The sequence below is a fragment of the Ectopseudomonas chengduensis genome, from assembly GCF_900102635.1.
In the GTDB taxonomy this organism is placed as follows: Bacteria; Pseudomonadota; Gammaproteobacteria; order Pseudomonadales; family Pseudomonadaceae; genus Aquipseudomonas; species Aquipseudomonas chengduensis.
Window position 1 is genome coordinate 85,841 of sequence record NZ_FMZQ01000014.1, and the last position, 26,302, is coordinate 112,142.

The window sequence follows — 26,302 nt, forward strand, 5'->3', positions numbered from 1 at the left end:
CGCCCGCACGTGGCCAACCCGGTGCTGCTCAACCGTGGATGAGCATGCCTCCGTTGACGTCGATCACCGCACCGGTGATGTAGGCCGACAGGTTCGAGGCCAGGAACAGGTAGGCACCGGCCACTTCCTCGGCGTTGCCCAGGCGATTGAGCGGGATACTGGCGGCAATCTCGGTCTTCTGCTGGTCGCTGAGTTTGCCGGAACTAATGTCGGTCTGGATCAGGCCTGGGGTGACGCAATTGACGCGGATGTTGCTCGGCCCAAATTCACGCGCCATGGCCTTGGCCAGCCCCAGCACACCGGCCTTCGCCGCCGAGTAGTGCGGGCCGCCGAGGATGCCGCCACCACGCTGGGCCGACACCGACGACATGCAGGCGATGGAGCCGCTGCCCTGCGCCTGCATGTGCGGAATGACGGCCTGGGACAGGTACAACACGCCACGCAGGTTGACGTCGAGAATGCGATCCCAGCTTGCCGGATCGATTTCCAGGGTCTTCACCGGCTGGGTAATGCCGGCGTTGTTGATAAGCACGTCGATGCGGCCGAAGTCGGCGATGGCACGCTCGGTGGCCTGCAGGCAGGCGTCCTTGTCCGCCACGTTGCAGGCATAGCCGCGATGCTGCGGGCCGATGGCAGTTGCCGCTTCAATGGCAGCACCCTCGTCGAGATCGAGAATGGCCACCGTGGCGCCATGGCTGGCGAACAGGCGAGCGGTAGCCAGGCCGATGCCCCGCGCCGAGGCCGCGCCCGAAATCATGGCAACCTTGCCGTCGAGAAGAAGAGCGTTGTTCATGTAGAAGATCCTCGCATTAGCGCCGGCACCCGGCGCTTGGAAATGTGGTTTGGCGTGGGGGCTGCGTTCAGCCGAGCCAACCTTTGATAGTGGCCGACATCGCTTCGATGGAAATCCCGTAGCGGTCATGCAGAGTCGGTAACGCGCCGGCATCGAGGAAGGCATCGGGCAGCGCAATCTGGCGGAACTGCGGCATCACACCGGCAGTTAGCAGCGCCGTCGCAACGGCTTCGCCAAGCCCACCAACCGTGCTGTGGTTTTCCGCCACCACGACCAGGCGACCAGAGCGGCCTGCCTCGCGCAGGATGGTCGCCACATCGAGCGGCTTGATGGTCGGTACGTGCAACACGCCGACATCGACCTTGTCCGCCTCGAGCGCCTTGGCCACTTCCAGTGCGCGCATGGTCAGAATGCCGGACGAGATCACCAGCACGTCGCGGCCATCGCGCAGCATCTTGGCCTTGCCCAGTTCGAAGCTGTAGCCGTACTCGTCGAGCACCAGCGGCACGTTGCCGCGCAGCAGGCGCATGTATACCGGGCCGTTGTGCGCGGCGATCTGCGGCACGGCCTGCTCCGTATCGAGCGCATCACAGGGGTCGACTATGGTCATGCCGGGGATGCCACGCATCAGCGCGATGTCCTCGGTGGCCTGGTGGCTGGGGCCGTAGCCGGTGGTGAGACCAGGCAGCGCGCAGCACAGCTTGACGTTGAGGTTTTCCTCGGCGATTACCTGGTGCACGAAGTCGAAGGCACGCCGCGTAGCGAACACCGCGTAGGTGGTGGCGAAAGGAACGAAGCCTTCCTTGGCCATGCCGCCGGCAGCAGCCATCAGCAGTTGCTCGGCCATGCCCATCTGGAAGAAGCGATCCGGGTAGGCCTGCCCGAACAGATGCAGGTCGGTGTACTTAGCCAGGTCGGCGGTAAGACCGACGATCTCCGTGCGGTTGGCGGCCAGTTCGACCAGGGCCTTGCCGAATGGGGCCGACTGTACGCGCTGCCCTTCGGATGCAATCGAGGCGATCATCGCTGAGGTGGTCAGGCGTGGTTTCTTGGCGGTGGTGCTCATCGGGCAGCTCCCTGGGCTTGGTCGAGAATATCGAGGGCCTGCTGCCACTCGGCCTGGTCGACGCGAATGAAGTGGTTCTTCTCGCGGGTTTCGAGGAATGGCACGCCCTTGCCCATCAGGGTGTCGCAGAGGATCACGCGCGGCTTGGCGTCGGTGAGATTGCGCGCGGTGTCGAAAGCCTCGATGACCGCGGCGAGATCGTTGCCGTCGACACGCTGAACATGCCAGCCGAACGCGGCCCACTTGTCGGCGAGCGGCTCGAAGCCCAGCACCTTGGTCGAAGGGCCATCGGCTTGCTGGTTATTGATGTCCACCAGGCAAATCAGATTGCCCAGGCCATGGTGAGCCGCGCTCATGGCTGCTTCCCAGGTCGAGCCTTCGTCCAGTTCGCCATCGGACATCGAGTTATAGACGAAAGCCGGGTTGCCCTTCAGACGCAGACCGAGCGCCATGCCCACTGCAATCGGCAGGCCCTGGCCGAGCGAGCCACCCGACATTTCCATGCCCGGGGTATAGGTCGCCATGCCGGACATGGGCAGGCGGCTGTCATCGCTGCCGTAGGTTTCCAGTTCGTCCTCGGGAATGATCTTCGCCACGATCAACGCCGCGTAGAACGCGATGGCGTAATGGCCGTGGGACAGCAGAAAGCGGTCGCGGCCCTCCCAACTTGGGTCATCTGGACGCAGGTTCAGCGCATGGCAATAGGCGGTCGCCAGCACGTCGGCGTAACCCAGCGCCTGACCGACGTAGCCTTGGCCTTGGACCTCGCCCATCTGCAGCGCGAAGCGGCGGATGCGATAGGCGCCTTCGGCAACCTTGGCGTGGACGGAAGAATTATTGTTCTGCACGCGGTTCTCCTTGCTATGGCCCGACACTGGATGCTGCCGGAGCCTCATATGTCTCGATTGGAGAGAGCCTCTCCAGGCTTGCCAAGGGCGCTGAATCAGCACGCTTGGCGAGTGAGACAAAGCGTATTCGCTTGATTTTTTGACCTCAAACGAATAGTTAAGGCAGATAGGTGAACTGAGTTCATGTGAAAACGCCATGCAAAACCGGGTTTCCCTCAAGGCCATTCAGGCATTCGAAGCAGCGGCGAGACTGTCGTCCTTCGCACTCGCAGCCGAGGAACTGTTCGTTACCCCCTCGGCCGTCAGCCACCAGATCAAGCTGCTCGAAGAGCAATTTGGTGTTCGCCTGTTCCATCGCGTTCACCGCGCAGTGGTACTGACCGATGCTGGCCGTGTGTATGCGGAAGAGGTCTCGGCGGCCTTTGCCAAGATCGACATCGCCACCCGTGAGCTGGGGCGCACCGCAAAAAGCGACATCCTCACCGTGCACTCCACACCCAGTTTCGCCACGCAGTGGCTGATGCCGCGCCTGGCCCGTTTCAGCGCGTTGGAGCCGGACATCGACGTGCGGCTGAATTCTTCGTATCCGGCACCTGCCGACCTGCTGACCCAGGGCGTGGACATCGATATCCGCTATGGCATGAAACGGCTGCAACCCGCTGGCACCATGGTGCTGCCCTTCCCCGCAGAAACCATCGTGCCGCTCTGTGCGCCATCGCTTGCGCATGGGGAACACGCAATCCGTGCACCTGAGGATCTGTGTCACCACACCTTGATTCACAGCGAGGTGTGCCTGGTCAGTTGGCGCGACTGGATGCGCCAGCACCGCAAAGTGCCGCTGGATATATCACGCGGGCCACGCTTCGATCGCTCGTTCATGGCCATCAGTGCAGCCGTGGATGGTTTGGGGATTTGCCTCGAAAGCCTGCTGCTCGCGCAACGCGAGCTGGCCAGTGGGCAACTGGTGGCACCGCTTGGCCTGGGAGGACCAAGGGTGCAGGGCTACACCTTCAACCTGCTGCGCTCACGTGCGGAGCTACCGAAGATACGCAGCTTTCAGGACTGGCTGTTTGGCGAGCTTGAGGGCCGGCCCTGAGAAGCAGCGCAAATGCCCGTCGGTTTTGCATAGCAGGCATTGGCAGTGACACGCCTCTTTAGCTGGTGTTTGAGCCAGCCTGCCGTCAATGATGCTCGATGCGATTTCGCCCGCCGCGCTTGGCGCAGTACAGGGCGATATCGCTGCGCGACAGGGCGGCCTCGACGCTGGCATCACTGGCATTGAGCGATGAGATGCCGACGCTGACAGCGAGGAAGATCGGCTCCCCGGCATGCAGGATCGGCGCCCTGGCCAGTTCGCTCTGGATGCGCGTGGCGAAGTGCATGGCCTTGTCCAGACTCGCATCGCTGAGCACCACAGCGAACTCTTCGCCACCCAGTCGCCCGGCGGTGTCGGTCTTGCGCAGCTGGCCGCTTAGAATTCCCGCGAAATGGCGCAGCGCCTGGTCGCCGACATCGTGGCCCCAGCGGTCATTGATGGTCTTGAAGTAGTCCAGGTCGAACATCAGGATCGCCGCACTCTGTTCAGGGCTGCGTTGCAGGCGCGCCAGCTCTGCCTCGAGCTGACACATGAAGTGCCTGCGGTTGGCGAGCTGGGTGAGGAAGTCGGTGGTGGCGAAGGCCTGCAGCTCGGCCTCGATCTGCTTGCGTTCGGTCACATCAGTCATGAAGCCATGCCAGATCACGCTGCCGTCTGCTTCGCGGCGCGGGCAGGCTTCACCCTGGCACCAGGCGACTTCACGCCCCGGCACCTGCACGCGAAACTCCAGATACCAGTCCGTCAACTCCTCGGCCGATAGCTGCAGGGAATCGATGAAGACCATGCGGTCATCCGGGTGAACGATGGCGGTCAGCGCCTCAGCGTCCTGCATCAGTTGCATGGCGCTGAGGCCACAGATGGCTTGCGCGCCGGCGCTGGCGTAGGTAACGGCGTACTTGCCATCGCTCTGCCGGCGGACCTGGAAGACCATGCCGGGGATTTCATTGGTCAGGTCGGTCATCAGGGTGGCGGTCTGCTGTACCTGCTCGGACAGGCGGCGCATGGCAGTGATGTCGGTGGTGGTGCCGATCATTCGCAGCGGTTTGCCATGCTTGTCGCGCTCGACCACCTTGCCGCGGCTGCACACCCATTTGTACTGGCCGTTGCGGCAACGCAGACGGTGCTCCACCTCATAGGCATCGGTACGCTGATCCAGGTGTGCCTGGATGGTCGCGCGCACGTAGTCGAGATCGGCTGGATGTACGCGGGTATAGCTCTCTTCGATGCGATTGCCGATTTCGTGGTCGGCATAGCCGAGCAGCGCCTTCCAACTGCTGGAGTAGTAAATCTCGCCGCTGCTGATGTCACGGTCCCAGATACCGGTGCCACTACCGGCGATGGCCAGCGCCATGCGTCGTTCACTATCGCGCAGGGCGGCGATCTCATGACGCTGCAGGGCTTCGTCGGTCTCGCGTGCCAGTAGATCGAGGGCCAGGGCGGCGAAATCCAGCAGAGCTTCGCGCTGTTTGGCGTCGAGTGTATGTGGCCGGTCGAAATGCAGGTACAGCGTGCCGAGCCGGGCGCCTGTTTGCGCCTGTAGTGGCCAGACGAGCGTGGTGGGCGTGGTTTCGCTGATGCCGATGATCTTCGCCACATCGCTCAGGCCAGGGCTGGCCCAAATATGGCGCGCAAAGCCGGCACCGGAAACCAGCACGGCGGCCGAGTCGAAATACCGGCCAAGCAGGCGCACTAAGCCATCGAGCCGCTCATCATTGGCACTGCTGGGCGCATTGACCGAACACAGGGGCTGCATAGTGATTCTGTTTGGATAGAAACGCGGAAGACGCCTGATATTGATACGCCATTAGCTGGCCGGCGTCTAATCGTTCGTGCAGGTCAGGCCACTGTGCATCGGCCGTTGCGCCGACTGCTCAATCTGAGACGGCTCTAGCCAGAGCCTTTGCGGCCCCTGTGGCTTGATTTCGAACTGGTCGAGCGCACCAGAATTGTTATGATATAACGTCTGAACTGAAGATAATTCGTCCGACCGGACAACCCGCTGCCGCCAGGAGACTCGCCAGCCCGCGCAGCAAACCAGCGCAACACCCTCCCCTCACTTAGAAAACGCAACGCTAGGAATACCCATGAAAGCCACTTCGGCCTCCCTCGCCGTCATGACCGCCCTGGTCACGACTCAGATTCACGCTGCCTCATCCGGCAACTCCACCGTTTCGCTCGGCTCGGTCTACGTCACCCCCGAGGCCAGCGGCACGCTGCGCACCGATAGCATCCTGAGCTCGGTCGACATCATGGGCAGTGACAAGATCGAGGATAAGAACGTGATGAACAGCTGGGAGCTGGTAGGCCAGATGCCCGGCATCCAGCTGACCGAGACGCGCATGGGCGCCGAATCCGGCAAGGTGACCTTCCGCGCCTTCAACGGCGAGGGCTACATCAATGGCATCAAGACGCTGATCGACGGCGTGCCGAGCAACGTCAACAGCGGCAACCAACGCTTCATCGACATGATCTTCCCGCTGGACATCGACTACATCGAGGTGGTGCGCGGCACCAATGACCCGCGCTACGGCCTGCACAACATCGGCGGCAACATCAATTTCGCCACCCGTCAGGGCGGCAACTACACCGACGGCCGCCTGACCTACGGCAGCTTCAACACCCGCGAATTCCAGCTGGCCGTCGGCCACGAGGAAGGCAACTTCGCGCAGAACTACTTTCTGGCCAAGCAGGATTCCGACGGTTTCCGCGACCACAGCAACTCCAACAAATATTCCCTGGGCGGCAAATGGTTCGTCACCGATGACGAGCAGACCATGAAGCTCGGCGTGATCGCCCGCCTCTACCACCACCAGGCAGAGGAGCCGGGTTTTCTCACCGCGCAAGAGCTGGCCGCGAGCCGCTCGCAGTCGCCGGAGAAGAATGCCAACGATGGCGACGACCGCGACATGAAGCACCTCAGCGCGCATGCCGACTTCCAGCTCAGCGACGACCTGAGCCTGAGCAACAAGCTGTACTACAACAGCTACGACGATGACCGCACCGTGACTTTCACCAGCTATCCGGTCGGCAATGCCCCGCGTCAGCGCCGCCAGTGGGAAGAGCGCCAGACTGGCGTGCTGAGCAACCTGACCTGGCGCGCCCACGAGATGCTGACCCTCGACGGCGGCATCAACTACGAGCAGCAGAACAACGAATACCGCCGCTACCGCTACAACTTCGGCATTCCCACCGATTTCGACGCGCCGCCGGCCCGCACGCAAAACGACCACAGCTACACGCTGTACAACACCGGCGCCTATGCCCAGGCGATCATCCAGCCCATCGAGCAGCTCAAGATCATCCCGGCGTACCGCGTCGACAAGTTCTCCGGTAATACCGAGCTGATGAACGGCGAGAAGGCCGAGCTGCAGGACTACGGCTGGATCGAACAGCCCAAGCTCAGCGTGGTGTACAGCATCACCCCGGACATCAACGTCTACGCCAACTGGGGGCGCACCTTCCAGATCCTCACCGGGTCCACCGCACCGGCCTACATGACCGCCGGCCAGGCTTCGTACAAACCGTCGATCAACACCGGCAAGGAAGTGGGGGTGAAGTTCAAACCCTTCGCCGGCTCGGAAGCGCGCATCGCCGTGTGGCAACAGGAAGCTACCGATGAAGTGGCCAACATGCCGAGCACCGGCACCACCGTCGGCCTGGGTGAAACCAAGCGTCGCGGCATCGACATGCAGCTCACCGCACAGCTGAACGATCAGTGGACGGTGTGGGGCTCGCACGCCATCCAGGAAGCCAAGGTGGTCAGCGCGTTCACCGCTGGTGGGCAGTCGCTGGCGGGCAAGGAGGTGTTCTCCACGCCGCGCTACATCAGCAATGCCGGGGTCGATTACCAGTTCAACGACGCCTGGCGCTTCGGCCTGTCGGCCCGCGCCCAGGGCGACTACTACATCGACGAGCTGAACCAGCAAGGCAAGTACGGCGGCTTCGCGGTGCTCGATGCCAACGTGCGCTATCAGGTATCGGCCACCACCAGCCTCGACCTGCAGATGAAGAACCTGACCGACCGCGACTACGAGTACGTATGGTTCGACAACTTCTTCTGGGCCGCTGGCGACGAACAACCGATGTTCTCCCCTGCCCCAGGTCGCTCGGCCTATCTGTCGGTGAACATGAAGCTGTAACGCCGGAGCCACTCGGAAAGACTCCGCAACTCGACCTGTAGGAGCCGGCTTGCCGGCGATCGCGTCAGCCAACCATCGCCCGCAATCGGGCTCCTACAGCGCACGACATCGTGCCAATGCCGAGCGAACGTAGGGTGCGCCGTGCGCACTGGATATTTTCGAGGTGCCAGTTGGTGCGCACGGCGCACCCTACGTCAAAGGCTCTCAGAGGTACTTCAACCAGCGAATGTCGCGGCGCCGCGCCTTGAGCAGAGCGAACCACTGCGTGGGCGCAAACAGCAGCAGCGCCAGCAGCACGGTCGCAGCCCAGATCCAGCCCATCGAGTCGAAGCCGAAGTAATGCCCCTGGTTCGCGCCCCAGATGGCGAAGGCGGCGATGTAGAGCAGCTTCAGCACGTACAGGTGCAGCAGGTAGAAGAACATCGGCGCGCTGCCGAACACAGCCAGCGTGCGCACCATGCGCCCATCGTTGCGGCGCTCGAAGTAGGCCAGCAGCAACAGGCCGACGCCCAGCGTCAGCGCCAGGAACAACAGCGACGGCGGGTATTTGGTGATGTTGAACAGGCCCATCAGCGTTTGCAGTGCGGTTTCTTCCACGGCCCAGGGTTTCTCGCCATAGCCGTTGAGCAGGCGCAGCATCACGAACAGCGCCAGCGCAGCGAAACCGGCGCGACGCAACCATTGCAGACGCTGCTCGGGCGCGCTGGACCAGCGGAACCACGGGCCGATCACATAGCCTAGGGCAATCACTCCGATCCACGGCAGCACCGGGTACGACGTGCGCAGGCGCAGCGTGTCGGAAAACCCGATCCAGCCGCGGTCATGCAGGATCGCCCAGGGAATGTGCAGCGCCGACTCCGGGCCAAAGTGCAACCCATCGAGCAGGTTGTGCCCCGCCACCAGCGCCAGGCCCAGCACGGCCAGCAGCGTTCGCGGCAGCCACAGCAGCACGGAGAGCGTCAGCATGCTCAGGCCGATGGCCCAGATCACCTGCAGGTAGATCACCGTGGGCGGGAACTGGAAGGTCCAGGCGAAGTTGACCAGGGTGAACTCCAGCACCACCAGAAACAGCCCGCGCTTGAACAGGAAGGCGCTGGTCGCCGTCCGGCTCATCTGCTTCTCGCCATAGAGAAACGCCGAAAGCCCGGTGAGCAGGATGAACACCGGCGCGCACAGGTGCGCCAGGGTACGGCTGAAGAACAGCGCAGGCTCAGTAGCGGTCACGTCCATCGGGTCGCCGACCTGCTGGTGCAGGTAGAAGGTTTCGCGAACGTGATCGAGCAACATGAAGAGGATGACCAAACCGCGCAGGGCGTCGATCGAGAGCAGACGATTGGAGGACATGGAAGGCTTCGAATGGGGCTTGAAGAGAACGTAATACTATAACCAGATTCTGCCGAGCCGATGCCATCCCCCTTCGGCGCAGAGCCTTCAGCGCGAGAAGCGTCTTCGATAATCCCGCGGCGAAATCGCTAAATGACGTTGGAATGTCGCACGCATTCGCTCTTCGTCACCGAAGCCGCATTGCCTGGCGATAACATCGATATTGCGGGTGGAGTCCTCCAGCAACCTGCGCGCGGCTTCGAGGCGGAAAATTTCCACTGCCTTGGCCGGCGTGCGCCCGGTCTTCTGTTTGTACAGGCGGGAGAAATGCCGCGGGCTCATGTGGCAGCGCTCGGCCATGGTCTCGACATTCAGCTCCGGGCTGCTCAGGTGATCGCCCAACCAGCGGTGCAGCTCATCGAAGGTCGAGGTGTCCTTGGCCTGTGCCTGCAACAGCTCGCTGAACTGCGCCTGCCCGCCAGGACGCTTGAGAAAGACCACCAGCTCACGCGCCACCTGCATGGCCACCTCTCGCCCGCAATCGGCCTCGACCAGTGCCAAGGCGAGGTCGATACCGGCACTGACACCCGCAGAGGTCCACACTGCGCCCTGCTCGATAAAGATGGCGTCGTTGTCCACTTCGATGGCCGGGAAACGCGCCTTGAGCATGTCGCACATCGCCCAATGCGTCGCCGCGCGCTTACCCTCGAGCAAACCCGCATGAGCCAGCAGAAAGGTGCCACTGCATACGGAGGCCGTGCGCCGCACTCGACGTGCGTTGCTGGCGATCCAGGCGATCAGTTCGGCCGATTCGGCCACCGCCCGCTCGATTTCCGGCGCGCCCGGCACGATCAGCGTATCGACCTGCGCCAGTTGTACCTCTGCCAGCGGCTGGGTATCCACCACCAGGCCTTCGGCAGTGCCCACCAAACCGCCCGCAAGGCTGACAGTGAGGCGCTCGTAACCCGGCAAACCGCGTTCGTGCATGGCCTTGGTGGCCGCCCAGAACACCGTCTGCGCGCCGGTAAGATCGAGCAGACCCACTTGCGGGTAGGCGAGGAAGAGAACGGTACGCGGGCGAGTTGGCATGATTTCGGGGGTATATGTCGTATCTGCCGAAATGCTCCTCTCCTAGCATGGCTCCGTCAAACGAAACGAGCCAAAGCCAGGAGTACCAGATGAAACAACGCATTCTGATTGTCGGTGGTGGTTTTGCCGGGGTATGGAGCGCCCTCAGTGCCATGCGCCTGCTCGATCAACACGGACGAACGGATATCGGCGTGACCATGCTCGCCCCCCAGCCGGAGCTGCGCATTCGACCGCGCTTCTACGAGCCGAATGTGCAAAGCATGAAAGCGCCTCTCACCGAGCTGCTGGCAGCCGTGGGTGTGGAATTCGTCCAGGGCACGGCCGAGGGTATCGATGCATCGCGTCAGCAGGTCAGCTATCGCGACGCCGCCGGAAAGCCGGGGAGCCTGAGCTACGACCGCTTGGTGCTGGCCTCGGGTAGCCGCCTGATGCGCCCAGCGCTGGAGGGCATGGAGGCGCATTTGTTCGACGTCGATGAAATCGAGCAGGCGGTGCGCCTGGAGCAGCACCTGGCGAGCCTGGCAGAGCGTCCGCCAAGCACCGCACGCAATACCGTGGTGGTCGCCGGCGGCGGCTTTACCGGCATCGAGACCGCGACGGAAATGCCGGCACGCTTGCGCGCCCTGCTCGGCGATGACGCCGCCATTCGCGTGGTAGTGGTCGATCGTGGCGAAGAGATTGCCGCCGCGCTGGGTGATGGTATTCGTCCAGCGATCAGCGAAGCGTCGCGGGAACTGGGAATCGAATGGTGCCTGGGACGCATGGTGGTGGCGGTCGATACCGATGGCGTGACCCTGGATGACGGCCAGCGTATCGCCTCCAATACCGTGATCTGGACCGTGGGTTTTCGCGCCAGCGCACTGACCGAGCAGATCAGTGCTCCACGCGATCATCAAGGCCGACTGCAGGTCGACAGCCAGCTCAAGGTCCAGGGTCAACCTGCAATCTTCGCAGCAGGCGATACCGCCCGCGCCGCAACGGACGATGTCGGCAACTTCAGCGTGATGTCCTGCCAGCACGCCATCGCCTTGGGTCGCCACGCCGGCAACAACACAGCAGCCGAATTGATCGGGGTAGCGACGACGCCCTACAGCCAGCCCAAGTACGTGACCTGCCTCGATCTCGGTGCCTGGGGTGCGGTGTACAGCGAAGGCTGGGATCGCCAGGTAAAACTGATCGGCAGTGAAGCCAAGACGCTGAAGCAGCAGATCAACAGCCTGTGGATCTACCCGCCGGTCGCTGATCGCGCCATCGCCCTGGCAGCCGCCGATCCGGCGATTCCAGTGGCCTGAGCGAACCAGCCACTTTCCTCCCAACCTGAACAAAGCGCGGCGAAGGCAGTCGGAAAAGCAGGACAATCGTCACGGAAACCCTGCCCCATGCTGCCCAACCGCGCTCTTCTCTCCGCTTTCGTCATGGCCGTGCTGAGCCCTCTTGCCAGCGCGCAGGAACCGCTGCGCATCCAGAGCCTGCAGCGCTGCGGCGACTTGCTCGCCAGTGAAAAGCAGGAATGGTGCATGCAGGTGCGTGGCCTTGGCGCGAAGTTGCCCAGGCTGCGACTCGGCGACGACACCCTGCCCGCTTCAGCGGTCAAGCGCACTGGCGATGGCCTGCGCCTACAGTTGAACAGCACCGAACACCGCAGCGCGCCGCTGTGGCTGGAGGACGGCTCGCGCGTCAGCAATCCAGTGTGGCTGTCGCTGCATCGCAGCCATGTGCTCGCTGCCGGCCCGGATGAAGTGGCGAAGAACATGGATGGCCTGACCACCTATGTCGATCTGGTCAGTCTGCTGATCGAGGAAAGCCACGACGGCCTCGACGAGGCCAGGCGCCTGGCGAAGAAGTACAACGCCAAGGTGGTCGGCGCCATCCCACCGCTGAACGTCTACCAACTGCGCCTGCCGGTGAAGAACCTGACCGAGCGCGATGCGCTGGTGCTGCGCATCGGCAACGAAACCAGCGTCGATGCCGTGGTGGTGGAAGAAAGCGCACCGGAGCGCGGCGAAGAGCGCGAAGCCTCGCGCCAGCCAGCACGCAAACCGGAAAAGAACTCCGAAGAATGGGCGGCGAACCGCTTCATGGATGCGGTGAACTATTACCAGCGACGCATCCCGGCGGGCGAGACGCCCATAGAGGCCGAACCGATCCGCGTCGGCGTGATCGAGCGCAATGTCGATTTCGATTCGCCCGACTTCGCCGATTACCTCGGCGCCTGCCCCGATGGCAAACCGCGCACCTGCGTCTATGCGCGTGATGCCGACGAGCCGGACAACCACGGCAGCACCGTGGCCGGGATTCTCGCCGCGCACTGGGACAAGGGCGGCAACACCGGTTTCCTACGCGGGTTGGACAAGGCCAGCCAGGGCTTCGAAGTCATCGTCGAGCGCAACTCGGACGCCGGCATCACCGCCAACATCGCAGCCTCGGTGAACCTGGTGGAAGACGGCGTGCGCGTACTCAACTGGAGCTGGGGCATCCACCGCGTCGGCACGCGCAACGTCGAAGGCGACGAGATCGATTCGCTGGTGCGCTCCGGCATCGCCATGAGCGGCTACGAAGAGCTGCTGGAGGAGTTCTTCCTCTGGCTGCGCGAGGAACACCCGGACGTGCTGGTGATCAACTCCGCCGGCAACGGTTCGTCCTTCTCCGGTCGGGACGAGTACCGCCTGCCCTCCTCCTTCATCACCGAGCAATTGCTGGTGGTCGGCGGGCATCAGCGCAACAAGGAAAAGGAGGTCGATATCGACGACCCGAGCTACGTGGTCAAACGCAACTCGTCGAACATCGACATGCGCGTCGACATCATCGCCGCGGCCTGTGCCCGCGCTTCAACCCGTGAGGTCGATGCGTCCGGCGACGTGCATTGCGGTACCTCCTACGCCACGCCCCTGGTCACCGGTGTGGTCGCCGCCATGCTGTCGATCAATCCGCGTCTGCAGCCGGAACAGGTGCGCATGCTGCTACGGCGCAGCGCCATGACCATCGGCGGTGATTACGACTTCGAACCGATGGACGCCGAAGACCTGACCGCGCCGATCCTGCCATCGGAGCGCAACTACAAGATGAGCGACAAGGACGTGGGTCGCTCGGCGCGGCTGGATATGCAGAAGGCGCTGGACCTGGCGGTACAGAGTCGCGATCGGGTGCGTTGAGGGCCGCTCAGGTCACTCGCCAGAAACTCGCTCGTAGAGTTCGACCGGCTCCAGCTTGCCCTGGCAGCCGCACTGGCTGTGGCCCAGGCCCAGATGGCGGAAGCCGGCCTTGAACAGCACTCGGCCGGATTGCGGATTGCGCGCCAGGTGGCTGGCGTGCAGGCGACGCAGACGCAGTTGCTGAAAGGCGAAATCCACCAGGGCATTGCAGGCTTCGCTGGCGTAGCCACGGCTCCAGTAAGGCACGCCGATCCAATAGCCTACCTCGGCCTCGCCGCGGCCGATGTCCTTGAGCGCCATGCTGCCGACCAGCTTGCCGCTGGCCGACTCGGTGATGATGAAGTTGGCCGCCGTGCCACTGGCCCAATCCTGCGCGCAGCGCTCTATCCACTGCTGCGCCAGCTCGGGCGGATAAGGATGGGGAATGCTGCTGGTGACATCGGCAATACGAAAATCACCAGCCAGACGTTGCACCTCGGCAGCATCCTCCGGCTGCGGTGGGCGCAACGTCAGACGTTCGGTTTCGATGCGATGCTCATCCATCTGCGTCTCCTGTCAAACCCGCAGGGTGCGCTGCGCGCACCGGCGCTTATCCCGAATTGCCCACTCAGACCGGGGACGGCCCGATGGGATAGAACTGCCCGGCACTCCACACCCCCAGCCAAGGCTTGCCGTCCACTTCGCGCTCCACCGCCAGTTCCACCAGTTGGTAGAACACGTTGCGATGAATCAGCGCTTCGAGGTTACGCCGCACCAGAATATAGGGCGAGGGTTCGAGTGTCGCAGGGTCGATCTCCACCCGAATCGGGTGCTCGACGCCGGCCACGACCTCGTCCTCGACGTTGGTGGTAAAGCGCAGCACCTGCGCTTCGCCCTCACCTTCCACCTGCAGGGTCACGGCAACGAAAGGCGCGTCGTCTACCTTGATGCCCACCTTCTCCACCGGCGTGATCAGGAAATAGTCGTCGCCGTCGCGGCGGATAATGGTGGAAAACAGCCGCACCATGGGTTTGCGGCCGATGGGCGTGCCCAGGTAATACCAGGTGCCATCGCGGGCGATACGCATGTCGATATCGCCACAGAAATCGGGGTTCCACAGGTGCACAGGTGGCAGGCCCTTGCCTTCGCCCTTGGGGATCTGCGCCAGCAGGTCGCCGGCCTTGCCTGGATCGCTCATGCTCTCTCCTCGTCCATATTTTGCCGGGGACTGAAGAGGATACACCGTGGCACCTGTCGCGGCTAAAGCCCCTCCCACAAGAGCGGCGCGCCGATTGCCCCTATTCTTAGCGGCCAACCCCCAGCAGGCTGCGCGCATAGTCGTGCAGCGGCGGGCCGATCAGGTCCTGCGGCTGGGCATCGTAGAACGTCAGGAATCCGCCACGGCTGCGAATCCGCGCGGTGTCGACCAGGAAGCGAGTATTGGTTTCGATCAGCATCAGCTGGATCGATGCCCGGTCAGTGCCGAGACGATCCACAGCCTCCTGATCCTCCCACTCCTCCAGGGTGCCGATGCGGTCATCGCTGTAGGCGAAACGCGCATACAACAGATAATGTGCGCCAGCCCCGCGCGCCTCGGCCATGGCTTCATCCAGGCCTGCCGGCTGACGTGCGCGGCGCACCAGCGGGAAGTACTCGACGAAGCCTTTGAACGCCTCCTCGGCCACCACATTGGGCCGCGGGTAGCCATGGCCCGGCGGCACGAAGTGGCCCTGGGCGATGTAGATGAAGGAGTCCTGCTGCAGGCGCCGCGAGGCCATGCGCTCGGTACGGCCGTGGTCGAGAAACCCGGCATCGCGCAGGTGGTACTCGGCGCCGCTGGCCAGATCGCTGACCTTCATGCACCCGGTCAGGCCTAGCAGCGCCACCAGTAGAAGCAGGTTACGCATGAATCGATCCTCCTCGCCGGTGACGGAAATCCGGCGGATGAGGCGTAGATGCAGGTTCTGCGCCAGCCTTATTCAAGTCCACCTTGCCATTTCACTGACCTCAGGCCTGCCGAGCGGTATCGCGGTGTCTGGGCAAGGCGATGGAAATCAGCGCGGCGGCCAGTACGAACGCGCTGGACACCCACAGGCAGGCCTCCAACCCATAAGCCTGGAAGACCCAGCCCGAGAGCAAGGTGCCGATCAGCCGCCCCAGTGCGTTGGACATGTAGTAGAAGCCTACGTCCAGCGATACGCCGTCCTCCTTGGCGTAGCTGACGATCAGGTAGCTGTGCAGCGAGGAATTCACCGCGAACAGCACGCCGAACAGCATCAGCCCACCGAGCAAGACCACCTGCGCCGACCAGCCGGCGCCCAGGCCCAAGGCGATCAGCGCCGGCAGCCCCGCCAGCGACGCCGCCCAGAGGAATGCGGCGCGGCCGTCCGGCACATGCCCGCTTTGCTTGCCGGTGATGCGCGGGGCAAGCGATTGCACGATGCCGTAGCCGATCACCCAGCTGGCGAGAAAGCCGCCCACCAGCCAGAAATCCCAGCCGAACACACTGCTCAAGTACACCGGCAGCGCCACCACGAACCAGACGTCACGCGCACCGAAGAGAAACAGCCGGGCAGCCGAAAGAATGTTGATCGCCCGGCTCTTGGACAGCATGTCGCGGAACTTCGGCTTGGCCTTGGCCTTGCCCAGATCCTTCTTCAGCAGCACCAGACTGGCCAGCCAGATCAGCGCCAATGCGGCGGCCATGGCCAGCACCGCGCCGGTGAAGCCGAGCACGGCGAGCAGCGCTCCCCCCAGGAAGAAACCAACACCCTTGAGCGCATTCTTCGAGCCGGTGAGGATGGTCACCCACTTGTACAGCGTGCCCTGTTGACTGTCCGGCACCAGGAGCTTGATCGAGCTCTTGGCGCTCATCTTGTTCAGATCCTTGGCGATGCCGGACAGCGCCTGGGCGCCCATGACCCAGGGCACAGTCAACCAGGCAGCCGGCACGGTGAGCATCAATAGCGCCAGCACCTGCAGACCAAGGCCGATGTTCATGGTGCGGTTCAGACCCAGCCGCGCGCCCAGGTAGCCGCCCACCAGGTTGGTGACCACGCCGAAGATCTCGTAGAACAGAAACAGCGCGGCGATCTGCAGCGGCGTGTAGCCGAGGCTGTGAAAATGCAGCACCACCAGCATGCGCAGGGCGCCGTCGGTGAGGGTAAAGGCCCAGTAGTTGCCGGTTACCAAGAGGTACTGACGGATCTCCGGAGAGAGTCGTGCGAGGGCGTGCATGGCGTAATTTCCTGATCGGGCGTTATAGCGGCCGGAGGGCTGGCCTCAAGCGTAGGGTGCGCCGCGCGCACCATGGTGCACCCTGAAGGGATGCGGGCAAGCCGATGATTCGTCCCAGGCAGCAGGAAGGACGCCCCATAAACCTGTCCTTCCCATGCGCTGCGCTGGCTGGTGCGCACGGCGCACCCTACGAATCAGCCGGCCTGGCCGACCAGGCGCGCCAGCTCCACCGCGCGGTTGGCATAGCCCCACTCGTTGTCGTACCAGGCGTAGATCTTCACCTGGGTGCCGGCCACCACCATGGTCGACAGCGCATCGACGATGGACGAGCGCGGATCGGTGCGGTAGTCGATGGACACCAGCGGGCGCTCCTCGTAACCCAGGATGTTCTTCAGTGGGCCATCAGCGGCCGCCTTGAGCAGCGCGTTGACCTCCTCGGCGGTGGTGGCACGCTCGACCTCGAACACGCAGTCGGTCAGCGAGGCGTTGGCGAGCGGCACGCGCACGGCATGGCCGTTCAACTTGCCGCGCAGCTCGGGGAAGATCTCGGCAATCGCTGTGGCAGAACCGGTGGTGGTCGGAATCAGGCTCATACCCGAGGCGCGGGCGCGACGCAGATCCTTGTGCGGTTGGTCGAGGATGCTCTGGGTGTTGGTCAGGTCGTGGATGGTGGTGATCGAGCCGTGACGAATGCCCAGCGCCTCGTGGATCACCTTGACCACCGGTGCCAGGCAGTTGGTGGTGCAGGACGCGGCGGTGACGATGCGATGCTGCGCCGGGTCGAACAGGTGCTGGTTGACGCCCATCACCACGTTCAGCGCGCCCTGCTCCTTGACCGGCGCGCAGACCACAACGCGCTCCACGCCCTGGTCCAGATAACCCTGCAGCACGGCGACCGTCTTCATCTTGCCGCTGGCCTCGAGCACCAGGTCGCAGCTGCTCCAGTCGGTGTCGGCGATGGCCTTGTTGGCGCTCACCTTGATGCGCTTGCCATCGATCACCACGCAATCGCCCTCGCTGCCCGCCTCATGCTGCCAGCGGCCATGCACCGAGTCGAAGTTGAGCAGGTGCGCGTGGGTGGCGGCGTCACCTGCCGGGTCGTTGATCTGCACGAACTCCATTTCGGGCCAGTCCCAGGCTGCGCGCAGGGCCAGACGGCCGATGCGGCCAAAACCGTTGATGCCTACTTTGATGGTCATGTCGATGCCTCTGTCAGTGGGTCGCGCCGAACTGGTTGATCCAGTTGACGTGAGCGGGATGCTGAATGGCCTTGGGCCGCAATGCTTGCACCAGGGCGATGGCCTGACTGCGCGCGATGCCAGCTTCGATGAGGATGCGTGCGGCGATCAGGCCGGTGCGCCCGGAGCCGCCCTTGCAGTGGATGGCCAGCGAGCGACCGTCACGCAGGTGTTCGAGAATTGCCTGGCGCGATGCCCGCCAGCCCTCGCCGAACGCCTCCAGTGGCACCTGTTCGTCGGCCACCGGCAGGTGATACCAGGCCAGGTCCAGGGCCTGGCACTGCTGGGCGATTTGCTCGGCGCCGTTGGCGGCCAGTTCATTGTGGGGCATCAGCGTGATCACGCCCGCTGCCCCAGCCTGCTTGAGCGCCAACAGCGCCTGTTCCAGCGAGGTTTCCCGGGTGCCGGGGCAAGGCGTGAAGATCAGCGTGCCGGCCAGGCCGGGCACGTGCAGTACATCGTATGGATGAGTCATGGTGGGCAGTTCCTTCGCTCAGATGGCGCGCTGATTGATGCGTTTGGACAGTTCTTCGGCCGGCTCCTTGCGCTCGGAGTAGCGATCGACCAGGTAGTCGGAGCGATCGCGCAGCAGCAGGGTGAACTTGACCAGTTCCTCCATCACGTCCACCAGGCGGTCGTAGAACGAGGACGGCTTCATCCGGCCCTCCGTGTCGAACTCCATGAAGGCCTTGGGCACCGAAGACTGGTTGGGGATGGTGAACATGCGCATCCAGCGCCCCAGTACGCGCAACTGATTGACCACGTTGAACGACTGCGAGCCGCCGCAGACCTGCATCACCGCCAGGGTCTTGCCCTGGGTCGGGCGGACCGCGCCCATGGCTAGCGGCACCCAGTCGATCTGCGCCTTGAACACGGCGGTCATCGCGCCGTGGCGCTCGGGGGAGCACCACACCTGGCCTTCCGACCACTGCATCAGTTCGCGCAGCTCCTGCACCTTGGGATGACTGTCCGGCGCATCGTCCGGCAGCGGCAGACCGCGCGGGTCGAAGATGCGCGCCTCGGCGCCAAAGTGCTGCAACAGGCGCGCGGCCTCCTCGGTCATCAGGTGGCTGAAGGACTTCTCTCGGGTGGAGCCGTACAGCAGCAGGATGCGCGGCGCGTGGGTCGAGGCCGACTCGATGGTGAGCTTGTCCGCAGTCGGCAGATCGAGCAGTTGCAGGTCGGCGTTGGGTAGGTCGTCTTGCACGGTGTCGCTCCAGGAATGGGGTCAGAACAGGGTCTTCACGAGGTTCGCCGCTCAGTCACAGGCGGGCTTGCGCCCAGGGCGGTCACGCATCTGCCACAGGCGCTGCACATCCGGGCGCAGCCACTCGGCATTGCTGTCCAGGGTGCGCTTGAGCACGTCCCTGACCCACTCGGGCAGCTGCGGATGCAGGCGGTAGTACACCCATTGGCCATTGCGCCGATCTTCCAGCAGACCGCTGCTGCGCAATAACGCCAGGTGCCGGGAAATCTTCGGCTGGGCCTCGTCCAGCGCGGCGGTCAGCTCGCAGACGCACAGTTCCTGCTCGAGGGTAACGAGCATAGCGATACGCGCTCGCGTTTCATCGGCCAGGCACTTGAACAGTTCGGTGGGCGTCATGTCGTCATTGGCAGCACTGGCTGACTTGCTCTTGATCAGCACGAACATCTTTATCCGCTCATGGATCTCGTGCAGGGTCTTGCGATAGGCGTCCTTCTGCGAGCTGGTCGCCGGGTCCTCGAAGTTCCAGGCGATGTATTCGCCAGTGCCGGGAAGCGCCAGGCACTCCAGCGCAGACTTGTCACATAGCGTGATCACATAGTCGAACGGCTCGCCCGCCACCTGCTCGACGGATTTGCTGAACAGCCCGGCGGTAGAAACGCCGAGGTGCTCCAGCGCATCGCGGGTGCGCGGGTCTACCTCAGTGGGCGCGGTGCCCGCACTGAAGGCTTCGAAATGTTCGGAGTCGGTATGGCGCAGCAGCGCTTCGGCCATCTGCGAGCGCGACGAGTTGGCCACGCAGAGGAACAGGACACGCTTTTTCTGACTCATGTTGATTTCCGTCAAGGATGCACATGAGCGAATATATTATTTTGCAGATATACAGTAAAGCGAATATGTTTGGCCATTCGCTCATGACGAGGATAGGCAACCAAGATGACAAATGCGTGTGATACCGACCTGAAGCAATCCGCAGGCGCGCCCCTGGGGTTCTTCGAGCGTTACCTGACCCTGTGGGTATTCCTCTGTATTGCGGCCGGTACGGCACTCGGCCTGGTCGCGCCGCAGGCCGCCCAGACGGTGGGCGCCATGGAGATTGCCCAGGTGAACATCCCGGTCGGCGTGCTGATCTGGGTGATGATCACCCCCATGCTGATGAAGATCGATTTCGGCTCGCTGCATGAAGTGCGCGGGCAAAAAGCCGGCATCGGCGTCACCCTGTTCGTCAACTGGGTGGTCAAGCCCTTCTCCATGGCCCTGATCGGCTGGCTGTTCATCAAGATCCTGTTCGCCGACTGGCTGCCGGCCGACCAGCTCGACAGCTACATGGCCGGGCTGATCCTGCTTGGTGCCGCGCCTTGCACGGCGATGGTGTTCGTCTGGAGCAATCTCTGTAATGGCAACGCCAATTTCACCATCAGCCAGGTGGCGCTCAACGATCTGGTGATGGTGTTCGCCTTCGCCCCCATCGTCGCCCTGCTGCTCGGTGTATCGTCGATCCCGGTGCCCTGGGACACCCTACTGCTCTCGGTGGTGATGTACATCGTCATCCCCCTGGCCATCGCCCAGGCCGTGCGCGCCCACCTGCTCAAGCGCGGCAAGCCCACCTTCGAAGCGGCCCTGGCGAAAATCTCTCCCTTCTCCATCATCGCTCTGTTGGCCACCCTGGTGCTGCTGTTCTCCTTTCAGGGCCAGGCCATCGTCGAACAACCACTGGTGATCGGCATTCTGGCCATGCCTATCCTGCTGCAGACGCTGCTGATCGCCGCGCTCGGCTACTGGCTCAACCGCTCGCTCAAGGTGAGCCATGACGTGGCCGGCCCCTCGACCATGATCGGCGCATCCAACTTCTTCGAGCTGGCCGTGGCCGTGGCTATCGTACTCTACGGCTTCGACTCCGGTGCGGCGCTGGCCACCGTGGTCGGCGTGCTGATCGAGGTGCCGGTGATGCTCTGGCTGGTACGCATGGTCAACAATAGTCGCAACTGGTACGAGCGAGCCCTGCACTGAGGGCTCGGCAGCTTTTACATCTGGTTACACGCATATACGGATAATGTAATAAGTAAGTCACATAGCCTGCGCTAGGGTGTGCCCACCCCAAACACCTTAGGATGCACAACGATGAAAAAGATCGCCCTGACCGCCCTGATACTCTCCAGCCTCTTCGCCGGCACCGCGCTGGCCAGCCAGTACGACAGGCCCGGCTTCGTCACCGAAATCGAGGACGGCCGTCTGTGGGTATTTCGCGAGAACTCTCAGGAACTGAAGGACTTCAAAGCCACCGGCGAGCCGGCCAAGCAATTCACCGGCATCGGCAGCGGCCCGGAGGGCATGACGGTCAAATCAGCTGATGAGCAGACCCTCAAGGATTACCTGCAGGCAGTGAAGAAGTAATCACGAGACAAGCGTCGGGCGCCTGGAAAGACGATACGCCTGACGCTCGCAGCCGCCTTCGGGCGGCTTTCTTTTGGGCTGGACCGAAAGCCTGATGAAAAGCACCCGCTTTCTTTTTCAGAGAGCAGTCGGCAGTCGCCGAGAAAGGATTGCGTAGCTAAGCCGTTCCAGAACAGCCAACCCAAGCATCAGCCGCCGATGATCTTCATCACGGTGACACCGCCGGAGAAGGCCAGGTCCTGCTTGTCGCCGAGGGCCTTGACCAGCAGCCGCTGCAGCGCCGGCAAGGCCTGGTGACGGGGTTTGTCCAGCAGGTCGCCAACGAAGTGGCGGTTGCTCGACGACAGGCAGCCGTGCAACCAGCCGGTAGACGACAGGCGCAGACGCGAGCAGGTACGGCAGAACGGCACGCTTTCGTTGGCGATCACGCCGAAATGACCGGCACCGGGAATGGCGTAGCGCATCGCCGTGGCGTCCACTGGTGCGCTGGCCTGAACGTACTGGTGGCGGCTGCCGATCAGCTCGAGCAGCTCGGGCAGACCGACGAATTGCTGGTTGAAGGCATTGGGGTCACGCGCCAGGTGGCCCATGCGCATCAGTTCGATGAAGCGCAGCTCGAAACCGCGTTCCAGGCAGTACTCCAGCAGCGGCAGTACCTGGTCGAGGTTCTGCCCGCGCAACGGCACCATGTTGACCTTGATCTTCATCCCGGCTTCGCGCGCCGCTTCCATGCCGGCCAGCACGGTGGCCAGGTCGCCGCCGCGGGCGATGCTGCGAAAGGCGTCGGCGTCGAGGGTATCGAGGGAAACGTTGAGACGGCGGATACCGCATTCGACCAGCAGCGGTAGCTTGCGCTCGAGCAACTGGCCGTTGGTGGTCAGGCTGATATCGTCGAGACCGAGTTGGCTGACCTGGCGCAGGAAAGGCTCCAGGCGCGTGCTGACCAGCGGTTCACCACCAGTGATGCGCAGGCGCTCGATGCCGGCTGCTTCGATCAGATAAGCCACGCCACGCGCCATGGCGTCGGCGGAGAGTTCGTCCTGAGCGGCGACCAGACGCTTGCCGTTCGGCACACAATAGGTGCAGGCGTAGTTGCAGGCGGCGGTCAGGCTGACGCGGAGGTTGCGAAAGCGTCTGCCCTGGCGATCGACGATCATTGAGAGCTCCAGTTCGTTAAGAACCGGAGTATATCGCTATGTCAGCCACGGCACATTACCGTGGCCGACATGCCAGGCATCAGGCGTCGCGCTTGCGCTTGTTACCCATGCGTACGCCGATGTCCATGAGGAACTGGAAGAAGCCTTCCTGATCCTCGAGCACGTTGCTCCAGAACGGCGAGTGATACAGCGCCACGGCGCCGTGCACCAGGGCCCAGGCTGCGCAATAGTGGAAGTACGGCGGCACGTCTTCCAGCTTGCCTTCGGCGATGCGGCCCTTGATCAGCTGGGTCAGACGCTCGAAGTTGGAAGCACGGATCTTGTGCAACTGCTCGACCATTTCCGGCACCTGATTGCCCTTGACCACCTTTTCTTCCAGGCGGTCGAACAGGCGATAGCGCTGCGGATCGCGCATGCGGAATTCGAAGTACGCACGCGACAGCGCTTCCTTGTCACGATCCACGTCAGCCGAATGCAGCAGCTCGTTGAGATCACGCTCGTAGTCGAGCATCAGGCGCAGGTAGATCTCCGCCTTGGACTTGAAGTGCTTGTAGATAGTGCCTTTGCCGATACCGACCGCATCAGCGATCATCTCGACAGTAACGCTGTCTTCTCCTTGTTCGAGGAAGAGTTTCAGCGCGGTATCGAGAATTTCTTGCTCGCGGCGACGGAATTCGCGGACCTTACGGGGTTCTTTCTGCATAAAGGGACTACGGGGTCAAAAATCGAAGCCGCTTATTATGCCCAAATGCGGCCAAATTGCACGGATCATCCGACCATGTACGTGTTTCATGATGAGTTCCCCCTGGAAAATGGACTGCGCTATCTGAACCATGCGGCGGTCGCCCCCTGGCCGAAACGCAGCGCTGAAGCGGTGCGGCGGTTCTCGGAAGCGAACGTGACCAGCGGCGCACGTGATTATCCCGACTGGTTGAAACTGGAGCGTAGCCTACGCGAACGCCTTGTGCGTCTGATGAACGCACCAAGCACCGGTGATATTGCGCTGGTCAAAAATACCTCCGAGGCACTGTCCTTCGTGGCATTCGGCCTGGACTGGCGAGCCGGCGATCAGGTGATCATCAGCGACGAGGAATTCCCTTCCAACCGCATCGTCTGGCTGGCGTTGGCCGCCCAGGGTGTGGAGGTGGTCGAGGTCAGCCTCAAGGGCGAAGATCCGGAAGCAGCGCTGCTCGCCGCCTTCACCCCGCGAACACGCCTGTTGTCGATCAGCGCCGTGCAGTTCGCCAGCGGCCTGCGCCTGGATCTGCCGCGCCTTGGTCGCGGCTGCCGCCAGCATGGCGTGCTGTTCTGCATCGATGCCATCCAGCAGCTGGGCGCCCTGCCCTTCGATGTCCAGGCCTACAACTGCGACTTCGCCATGGCCGACGGCCACAAATGGATGCTCGGCCCGGAGGGCCTGGGGGTGTTCTATTGCCGCAGTGCGGTACGCGACCAGCTGAAACTGAACGAGTACGGCTGGCACATGCTGGAGCACGCCGGCGATTACACCCGCCAGGACTGGCAACCGGCCCGCAGTGCGCGGCGCTTCGAATGCGGCAGCCCGAACATGCTCGGCGCCTTCGCCCTAGAGGCGAGTTTGTCGTTGCTCGAAGAAGTGGGTATGGAGCGGGTCGGCGCCTTGCTGGAGAAACGGGTGCAGCGCCTGAACGACGGTATTCGCGCATTACCCGGTGCGGTGATTCATAGCCCGCTCGACCCCGCGCGCCGTGCCGGCATCCTCAACTTCAGCCTGGCAGGCTGGAACAACCCCGCGCTTTATCAACGTCTGCGCGAGGAACAGGTGATCTGCGTGCAGCGTGGGCCGGGAGTAAGGCTTTCGCCACACTTCTACACCCAAGAGCAAGTGATCGAGGAAACGCTGGGGCTGCTAACCCAGCTGGCAAAAGGGTGAGGACTCAACAGCGTCCGCGGTATTCCAAATCCGTTTAAAAAACTCAGGCTTTGGCCTGGACGCTCGCTGATCATGGCTAATACTGGAACTTACTGGTGCGCGGCATCTCCCCCCAAGTGCCCCGCCAGCCAAGGTACCGTGGACCGCGTACCTTGATTTACTCCTAATGGTCTTAACCCGGATTCATCCCCCAGAGTCCGGGTTTTTTTTGCCTGGTCTGATGACAGAAGCGCGAACCGTAGCCCGGATGCAATCCGGGAAATATTTACCGCCCCCCCCCCGGATTGCATCCGGGCTACGCCATAGTTTCAGGCCACACCAGCTAGCGGGAACAGACGCTTGAAGTTGCTCGAGGTCTGCTCGGCCAGGCTCTCGTAGCTGACGCCACGTAGTACGGCCAGGTACTCGGCCACTTCACGCACGTATTGCGGCAGGTTGGGCTTGCCACGATGCGGCACGGGCGCCAGGTAAGGCGAGTCGGTTTCCACCAGCAGACGGTCAGCCGGCACCTGGCGCGCCACATCGCGCAGCGCCTCGGCATTACGGAAGGTGACGATGCCGGACAGGGAAATATAGAACCCGATGTCCAGCGCGGCCTTGGCCATCTCCCAGTCTTCGGTGAAGCAATGCAGCACGCCAGCCTGTGGCAGCGCCGCTTCGCGTAACAACGCCAGGGTGTCGGCGCGAGCCTCGCGGGTATGCACGATTACCGGCTTACCCGTGATGCGCGCCGCCTCCAGATGCAGACGGAAGGAGGCCTGCTGCAGCGCAGCGGATTCAGATTCGTAGTGGTAATCCAGACCGGTCTCACCGATGGCTACCACCTTCGGGTGCGCCAGCTCGCCCAGTAGCCAGTCCAGCGCCGGTTCGGCGCCCGGCTCGAGATCCAGCGGATGCACGCCCACCGAGCAATCGACATCGGCATAGCGCTCGGCCAGGCCCTTGACCGTGGCGGCGTTGTCGGCGCTGACGCCAATACACAGGAAATGCCCGACGCCGGCGGCGCGCGCCGCATCCAGGGCAGCATCCAGCGAGCCACCGTGGGCAGCGAGGTCGAGACGATCAAGGTGGCAATGGGAGTCGATCAGCACAGCGGGAGAACTCGGGCAAAGGGAAAGCCCGAATTGTAATCGAAAGTGGCAGGCGCCTGGACGCTTGGGGGAGATGCTTCGGCCGCGAGGACAGTAAACTCGCGGCCAGCGGGTTACATGGTGTGAGTCGGGCGGTCGGACTTCAACGCGCCAGCGAGGTAGGTTTCGATCTTGTTGCGAGCGGTGTTATCGCCGTCGTTGAACTGTACGCCGACACCGGCGGCGCGGTTGCCCTGAGCGCCTTTAGGGGTGATCCACACCACCTTGCCAGCCACCGGAATCTTCTCCGGCTCATCCATCAGGTTGAGCAGCATGAACACTTCGTCACCGAGCTTGTAGCTCTTGTTGGTGGGAATGAAGAGACCGCCATTCTTGATGAAAGGCATGTAGGCCGCGTACAACACGGACTTGTCCTTGATGGTCAGGGACAGAATTCCGTTACGGGGACCCAGATTGGGTGGCAGGCTCATCAGCGCATTCCTAGCGTTTATTGCTTAATGGCTGATTCTAGGGCTTGTTCATGCTCATGCGCAAACAACCGGGTGGCAGGCAGCCAGCAGAATGTGACGCCCTGCCGAATCCGG

At 63.0% G+C, this 26,302-nt stretch carries 25 protein-coding genes; 7 read left to right on the forward strand and 18 right to left on the reverse strand.

Annotated elements, in window-relative coordinates; translation table 11 throughout:
- Positions 1–28 precede the first annotated feature (28 nt).
- The 3 genes from BLS08_RS20200 to BLS08_RS20210 form a co-directional block, all read right to left on the reverse strand.
- Positions 29–793: an SDR family NAD(P)-dependent oxidoreductase gene (locus BLS08_RS20200; protein WP_017677578.1), complete on the reverse strand. Its 765-nt coding sequence runs from the start codon at positions 791–793 to the stop codon at positions 29–31.
- A 67-nt stretch (positions 794–860) separates the two neighbouring features.
- Positions 861–1,859, reverse strand: a complete 999-nt coding sequence (locus tag BLS08_RS20205) for a transketolase family protein (protein ID WP_017677579.1) — start codon at positions 1,857–1,859, stop codon at positions 861–863.
- Positions 1,856–2,707, reverse strand: a complete 852-nt coding sequence (locus BLS08_RS20210; RefSeq protein ID WP_017677580.1) for a transketolase — start codon at positions 2,705–2,707, stop codon at positions 1,856–1,858. The genes BLS08_RS20205 and BLS08_RS20210 overlap by 4 nt, the downstream gene beginning before the upstream one ends.
- A gap of 196 nt (positions 2,708–2,903) precedes the next feature.
- Between BLS08_RS20210 and gcvA the strand changes: the two genes are divergently transcribed.
- A complete protein-coding gene (gene gcvA, locus BLS08_RS20215; RefSeq protein ID WP_017677581.1) occupies positions 2,904–3,803 on the forward strand; it encodes a transcriptional regulator GcvA in 900 nt (299 codons plus the stop codon).
- A gap of 85 nt (positions 3,804–3,888) precedes the next feature.
- Here the strand turns inward: gcvA and BLS08_RS20220 are convergent, their stop codons facing one another.
- Positions 3,889–5,556 carry a sensor domain-containing diguanylate cyclase gene (locus BLS08_RS20220; protein ID WP_017677582.1) on the reverse strand — a complete coding sequence of 556 codons (1,668 nt, stop codon included), beginning with the start codon at positions 5,554–5,556 and terminating at the stop codon, positions 3,889–3,891.
- A 331-nt stretch (positions 5,557–5,887) separates the two neighbouring features.
- Here BLS08_RS20220 and BLS08_RS20225 point away from each other — a divergent pair, with 331 nt between their 5' ends.
- Positions 5,888–7,942 carry a TonB-dependent receptor gene (locus tag BLS08_RS20225; RefSeq protein WP_017677583.1) on the forward strand — a complete coding sequence of 685 codons (2,055 nt, stop codon included), beginning with the start codon at positions 5,888–5,890 and terminating at the stop codon, positions 7,940–7,942.
- Positions 7,943–8,146: 204 nt separating this feature from the next.
- Here BLS08_RS20225 and BLS08_RS20230 read toward each other — a convergent pair whose 3' ends face one another.
- Together BLS08_RS20230 and BLS08_RS20235 are read right to left on the reverse strand one after the other, a co-directional pair.
- Positions 8,147–9,286 carry an acetyltransferase domain-containing protein gene (locus BLS08_RS20230; protein WP_017677584.1) on the reverse strand — a complete coding sequence of 380 codons (1,140 nt, stop codon included), beginning with the start codon at positions 9,284–9,286 and terminating at the stop codon, positions 8,147–8,149.
- Positions 9,287–9,373: 87 nt separating this feature from the next.
- The gene (locus BLS08_RS20235) at positions 9,374–10,354 is read right to left on the reverse strand and encodes a GlxA family transcriptional regulator (RefSeq protein WP_017677585.1); all 981 of its coding nucleotides are present in this window, start codon (positions 10,352–10,354) and stop codon (positions 9,374–9,376) included.
- An 89-nt stretch (positions 10,355–10,443) separates the two neighbouring features.
- Here BLS08_RS20235 and BLS08_RS20240 point away from each other — a divergent pair, with 89 nt between their 5' ends.
- Together BLS08_RS20240 and BLS08_RS20245 are read left to right on the forward strand one after the other, a co-directional pair.
- Entirely contained in the window at positions 10,444–11,646 is a 1,203-nt protein-coding gene (locus BLS08_RS20240; protein WP_017677586.1) for an NAD(P)/FAD-dependent oxidoreductase, read from the forward strand.
- Between the two features lie 123 nt (positions 11,647–11,769).
- Positions 11,770–13,506, forward strand: coding sequence for a S8/S53 family peptidase (locus tag BLS08_RS20245; protein ID WP_394327966.1), 1,737 nt, complete (start codon positions 11,770–11,772; stop codon positions 13,504–13,506).
- A 12-nt stretch (positions 13,507–13,518) separates the two neighbouring features.
- On the opposite strand, the gene BLS08_RS20250 is transcribed toward BLS08_RS20245, so the two are convergent.
- From BLS08_RS20250 to BLS08_RS26740, 8 genes are all read right to left on the reverse strand, one after another.
- Positions 13,519–14,049: a GNAT family N-acetyltransferase gene (locus tag BLS08_RS20250; protein ID WP_017677588.1), complete on the reverse strand. Its 531-nt coding sequence runs from the start codon at positions 14,047–14,049 to the stop codon at positions 13,519–13,521.
- Between the two features lie 64 nt (positions 14,050–14,113).
- Positions 14,114–14,683 (reverse strand): DUF1285 domain-containing protein, encoded by a 570-nt coding sequence (locus BLS08_RS20255; RefSeq protein WP_017677589.1) that lies wholly within the window; start codon positions 14,681–14,683, stop codon positions 14,114–14,116.
- A gap of 106 nt (positions 14,684–14,789) precedes the next feature.
- Entirely contained in the window at positions 14,790–15,392 is a 603-nt protein-coding gene (locus tag BLS08_RS20260) for a DUF4823 domain-containing protein (RefSeq protein ID WP_017677590.1), read from the reverse strand.
- A gap of 100 nt (positions 15,393–15,492) precedes the next feature.
- The gene (arsJ, locus tag BLS08_RS20265; protein WP_017677591.1) at positions 15,493–16,722 is read right to left on the reverse strand and encodes an organoarsenical effux MFS transporter ArsJ; all 1,230 of its coding nucleotides are present in this window, start codon (positions 16,720–16,722) and stop codon (positions 15,493–15,495) included.
- 194 nt (positions 16,723–16,916) lie between these two features.
- Positions 16,917–17,921, reverse strand: a complete 1,005-nt coding sequence (locus tag BLS08_RS20270; RefSeq protein ID WP_017677592.1) for an ArsJ-associated glyceraldehyde-3-phosphate dehydrogenase — start codon at positions 17,919–17,921, stop codon at positions 16,917–16,919.
- A 13-nt stretch (positions 17,922–17,934) separates the two neighbouring features.
- Positions 17,935–18,435, reverse strand: coding sequence for a cyclin-dependent kinase inhibitor 3 family protein (locus BLS08_RS20275; protein ID WP_017677593.1), 501 nt, complete (start codon positions 18,433–18,435; stop codon positions 17,935–17,937).
- An 18-nt stretch (positions 18,436–18,453) separates the two neighbouring features.
- On the reverse strand, positions 18,454–19,167 hold the full coding sequence (gene arsH, locus BLS08_RS20280) for an arsenical resistance protein ArsH (protein WP_017677594.1): 714 nt from the start codon (positions 19,165–19,167) through the stop codon (positions 18,454–18,456).
- 51 nt (positions 19,168–19,218) lie between these two features.
- Entirely contained in the window at positions 19,219–19,995 is a 777-nt protein-coding gene (locus tag BLS08_RS26740; RefSeq protein WP_017677595.1) for a metalloregulator ArsR/SmtB family transcription factor, read from the reverse strand.
- A gap of 105 nt (positions 19,996–20,100) precedes the next feature.
- Between BLS08_RS26740 and arsB the strand changes: the two genes are divergently transcribed.
- Both arsB and BLS08_RS20295 read left to right on the forward strand, forming a co-directional pair.
- Positions 20,101–21,174 carry an ACR3 family arsenite efflux transporter gene (arsB, locus tag BLS08_RS20290; RefSeq protein ID WP_017677596.1) on the forward strand — a complete coding sequence of 358 codons (1,074 nt, stop codon included), beginning with the start codon at positions 20,101–20,103 and terminating at the stop codon, positions 21,172–21,174.
- Between the two features lie 111 nt (positions 21,175–21,285).
- Positions 21,286–21,558 (forward strand): hypothetical protein, encoded by a 273-nt coding sequence (locus BLS08_RS20295; protein ID WP_017677597.1) that lies wholly within the window; start codon positions 21,286–21,288, stop codon positions 21,556–21,558.
- 188 nt (positions 21,559–21,746) lie between these two features.
- On the opposite strand, the gene BLS08_RS20300 is transcribed toward BLS08_RS20295, so the two are convergent.
- Together BLS08_RS20300 and BLS08_RS20305 are read right to left on the reverse strand one after the other, a co-directional pair.
- Entirely contained in the window at positions 21,747–22,715 is a 969-nt protein-coding gene (locus BLS08_RS20300) for a GTP 3',8-cyclase MoaA (protein WP_017677598.1), read from the reverse strand.
- Between the two features lie 79 nt (positions 22,716–22,794).
- Positions 22,795–23,418 (reverse strand): TetR/AcrR family transcriptional regulator, encoded by a 624-nt coding sequence (locus BLS08_RS20305; protein WP_003461933.1) that lies wholly within the window; start codon positions 23,416–23,418, stop codon positions 22,795–22,797.
- 75 nt (positions 23,419–23,493) lie between these two features.
- Between BLS08_RS20305 and BLS08_RS20310 the strand changes: the two genes are divergently transcribed.
- Entirely contained in the window at positions 23,494–24,627 is a 1,134-nt protein-coding gene (locus BLS08_RS20310; RefSeq protein WP_017677599.1) for an aminotransferase class V-fold PLP-dependent enzyme, read from the forward strand.
- A 308-nt stretch (positions 24,628–24,935) separates the two neighbouring features.
- Here BLS08_RS20310 and BLS08_RS20315 read toward each other — a convergent pair whose 3' ends face one another.
- Together BLS08_RS20315 and BLS08_RS20320 are read right to left on the reverse strand one after the other, a co-directional pair.
- Positions 24,936–25,718 carry a TatD family hydrolase gene (locus tag BLS08_RS20315; protein ID WP_017677600.1) on the reverse strand — a complete coding sequence of 261 codons (783 nt, stop codon included), beginning with the start codon at positions 25,716–25,718 and terminating at the stop codon, positions 24,936–24,938.
- A 113-nt stretch (positions 25,719–25,831) separates the two neighbouring features.
- Complete coding sequence (locus BLS08_RS20320; protein ID WP_003245164.1) at positions 25,832–26,188, reverse strand: PilZ domain-containing protein; 357 nt, start codon at positions 26,186–26,188, stop codon at positions 25,832–25,834.
- Between the last annotated feature and the right edge of the window lie 114 nt (positions 26,189–26,302).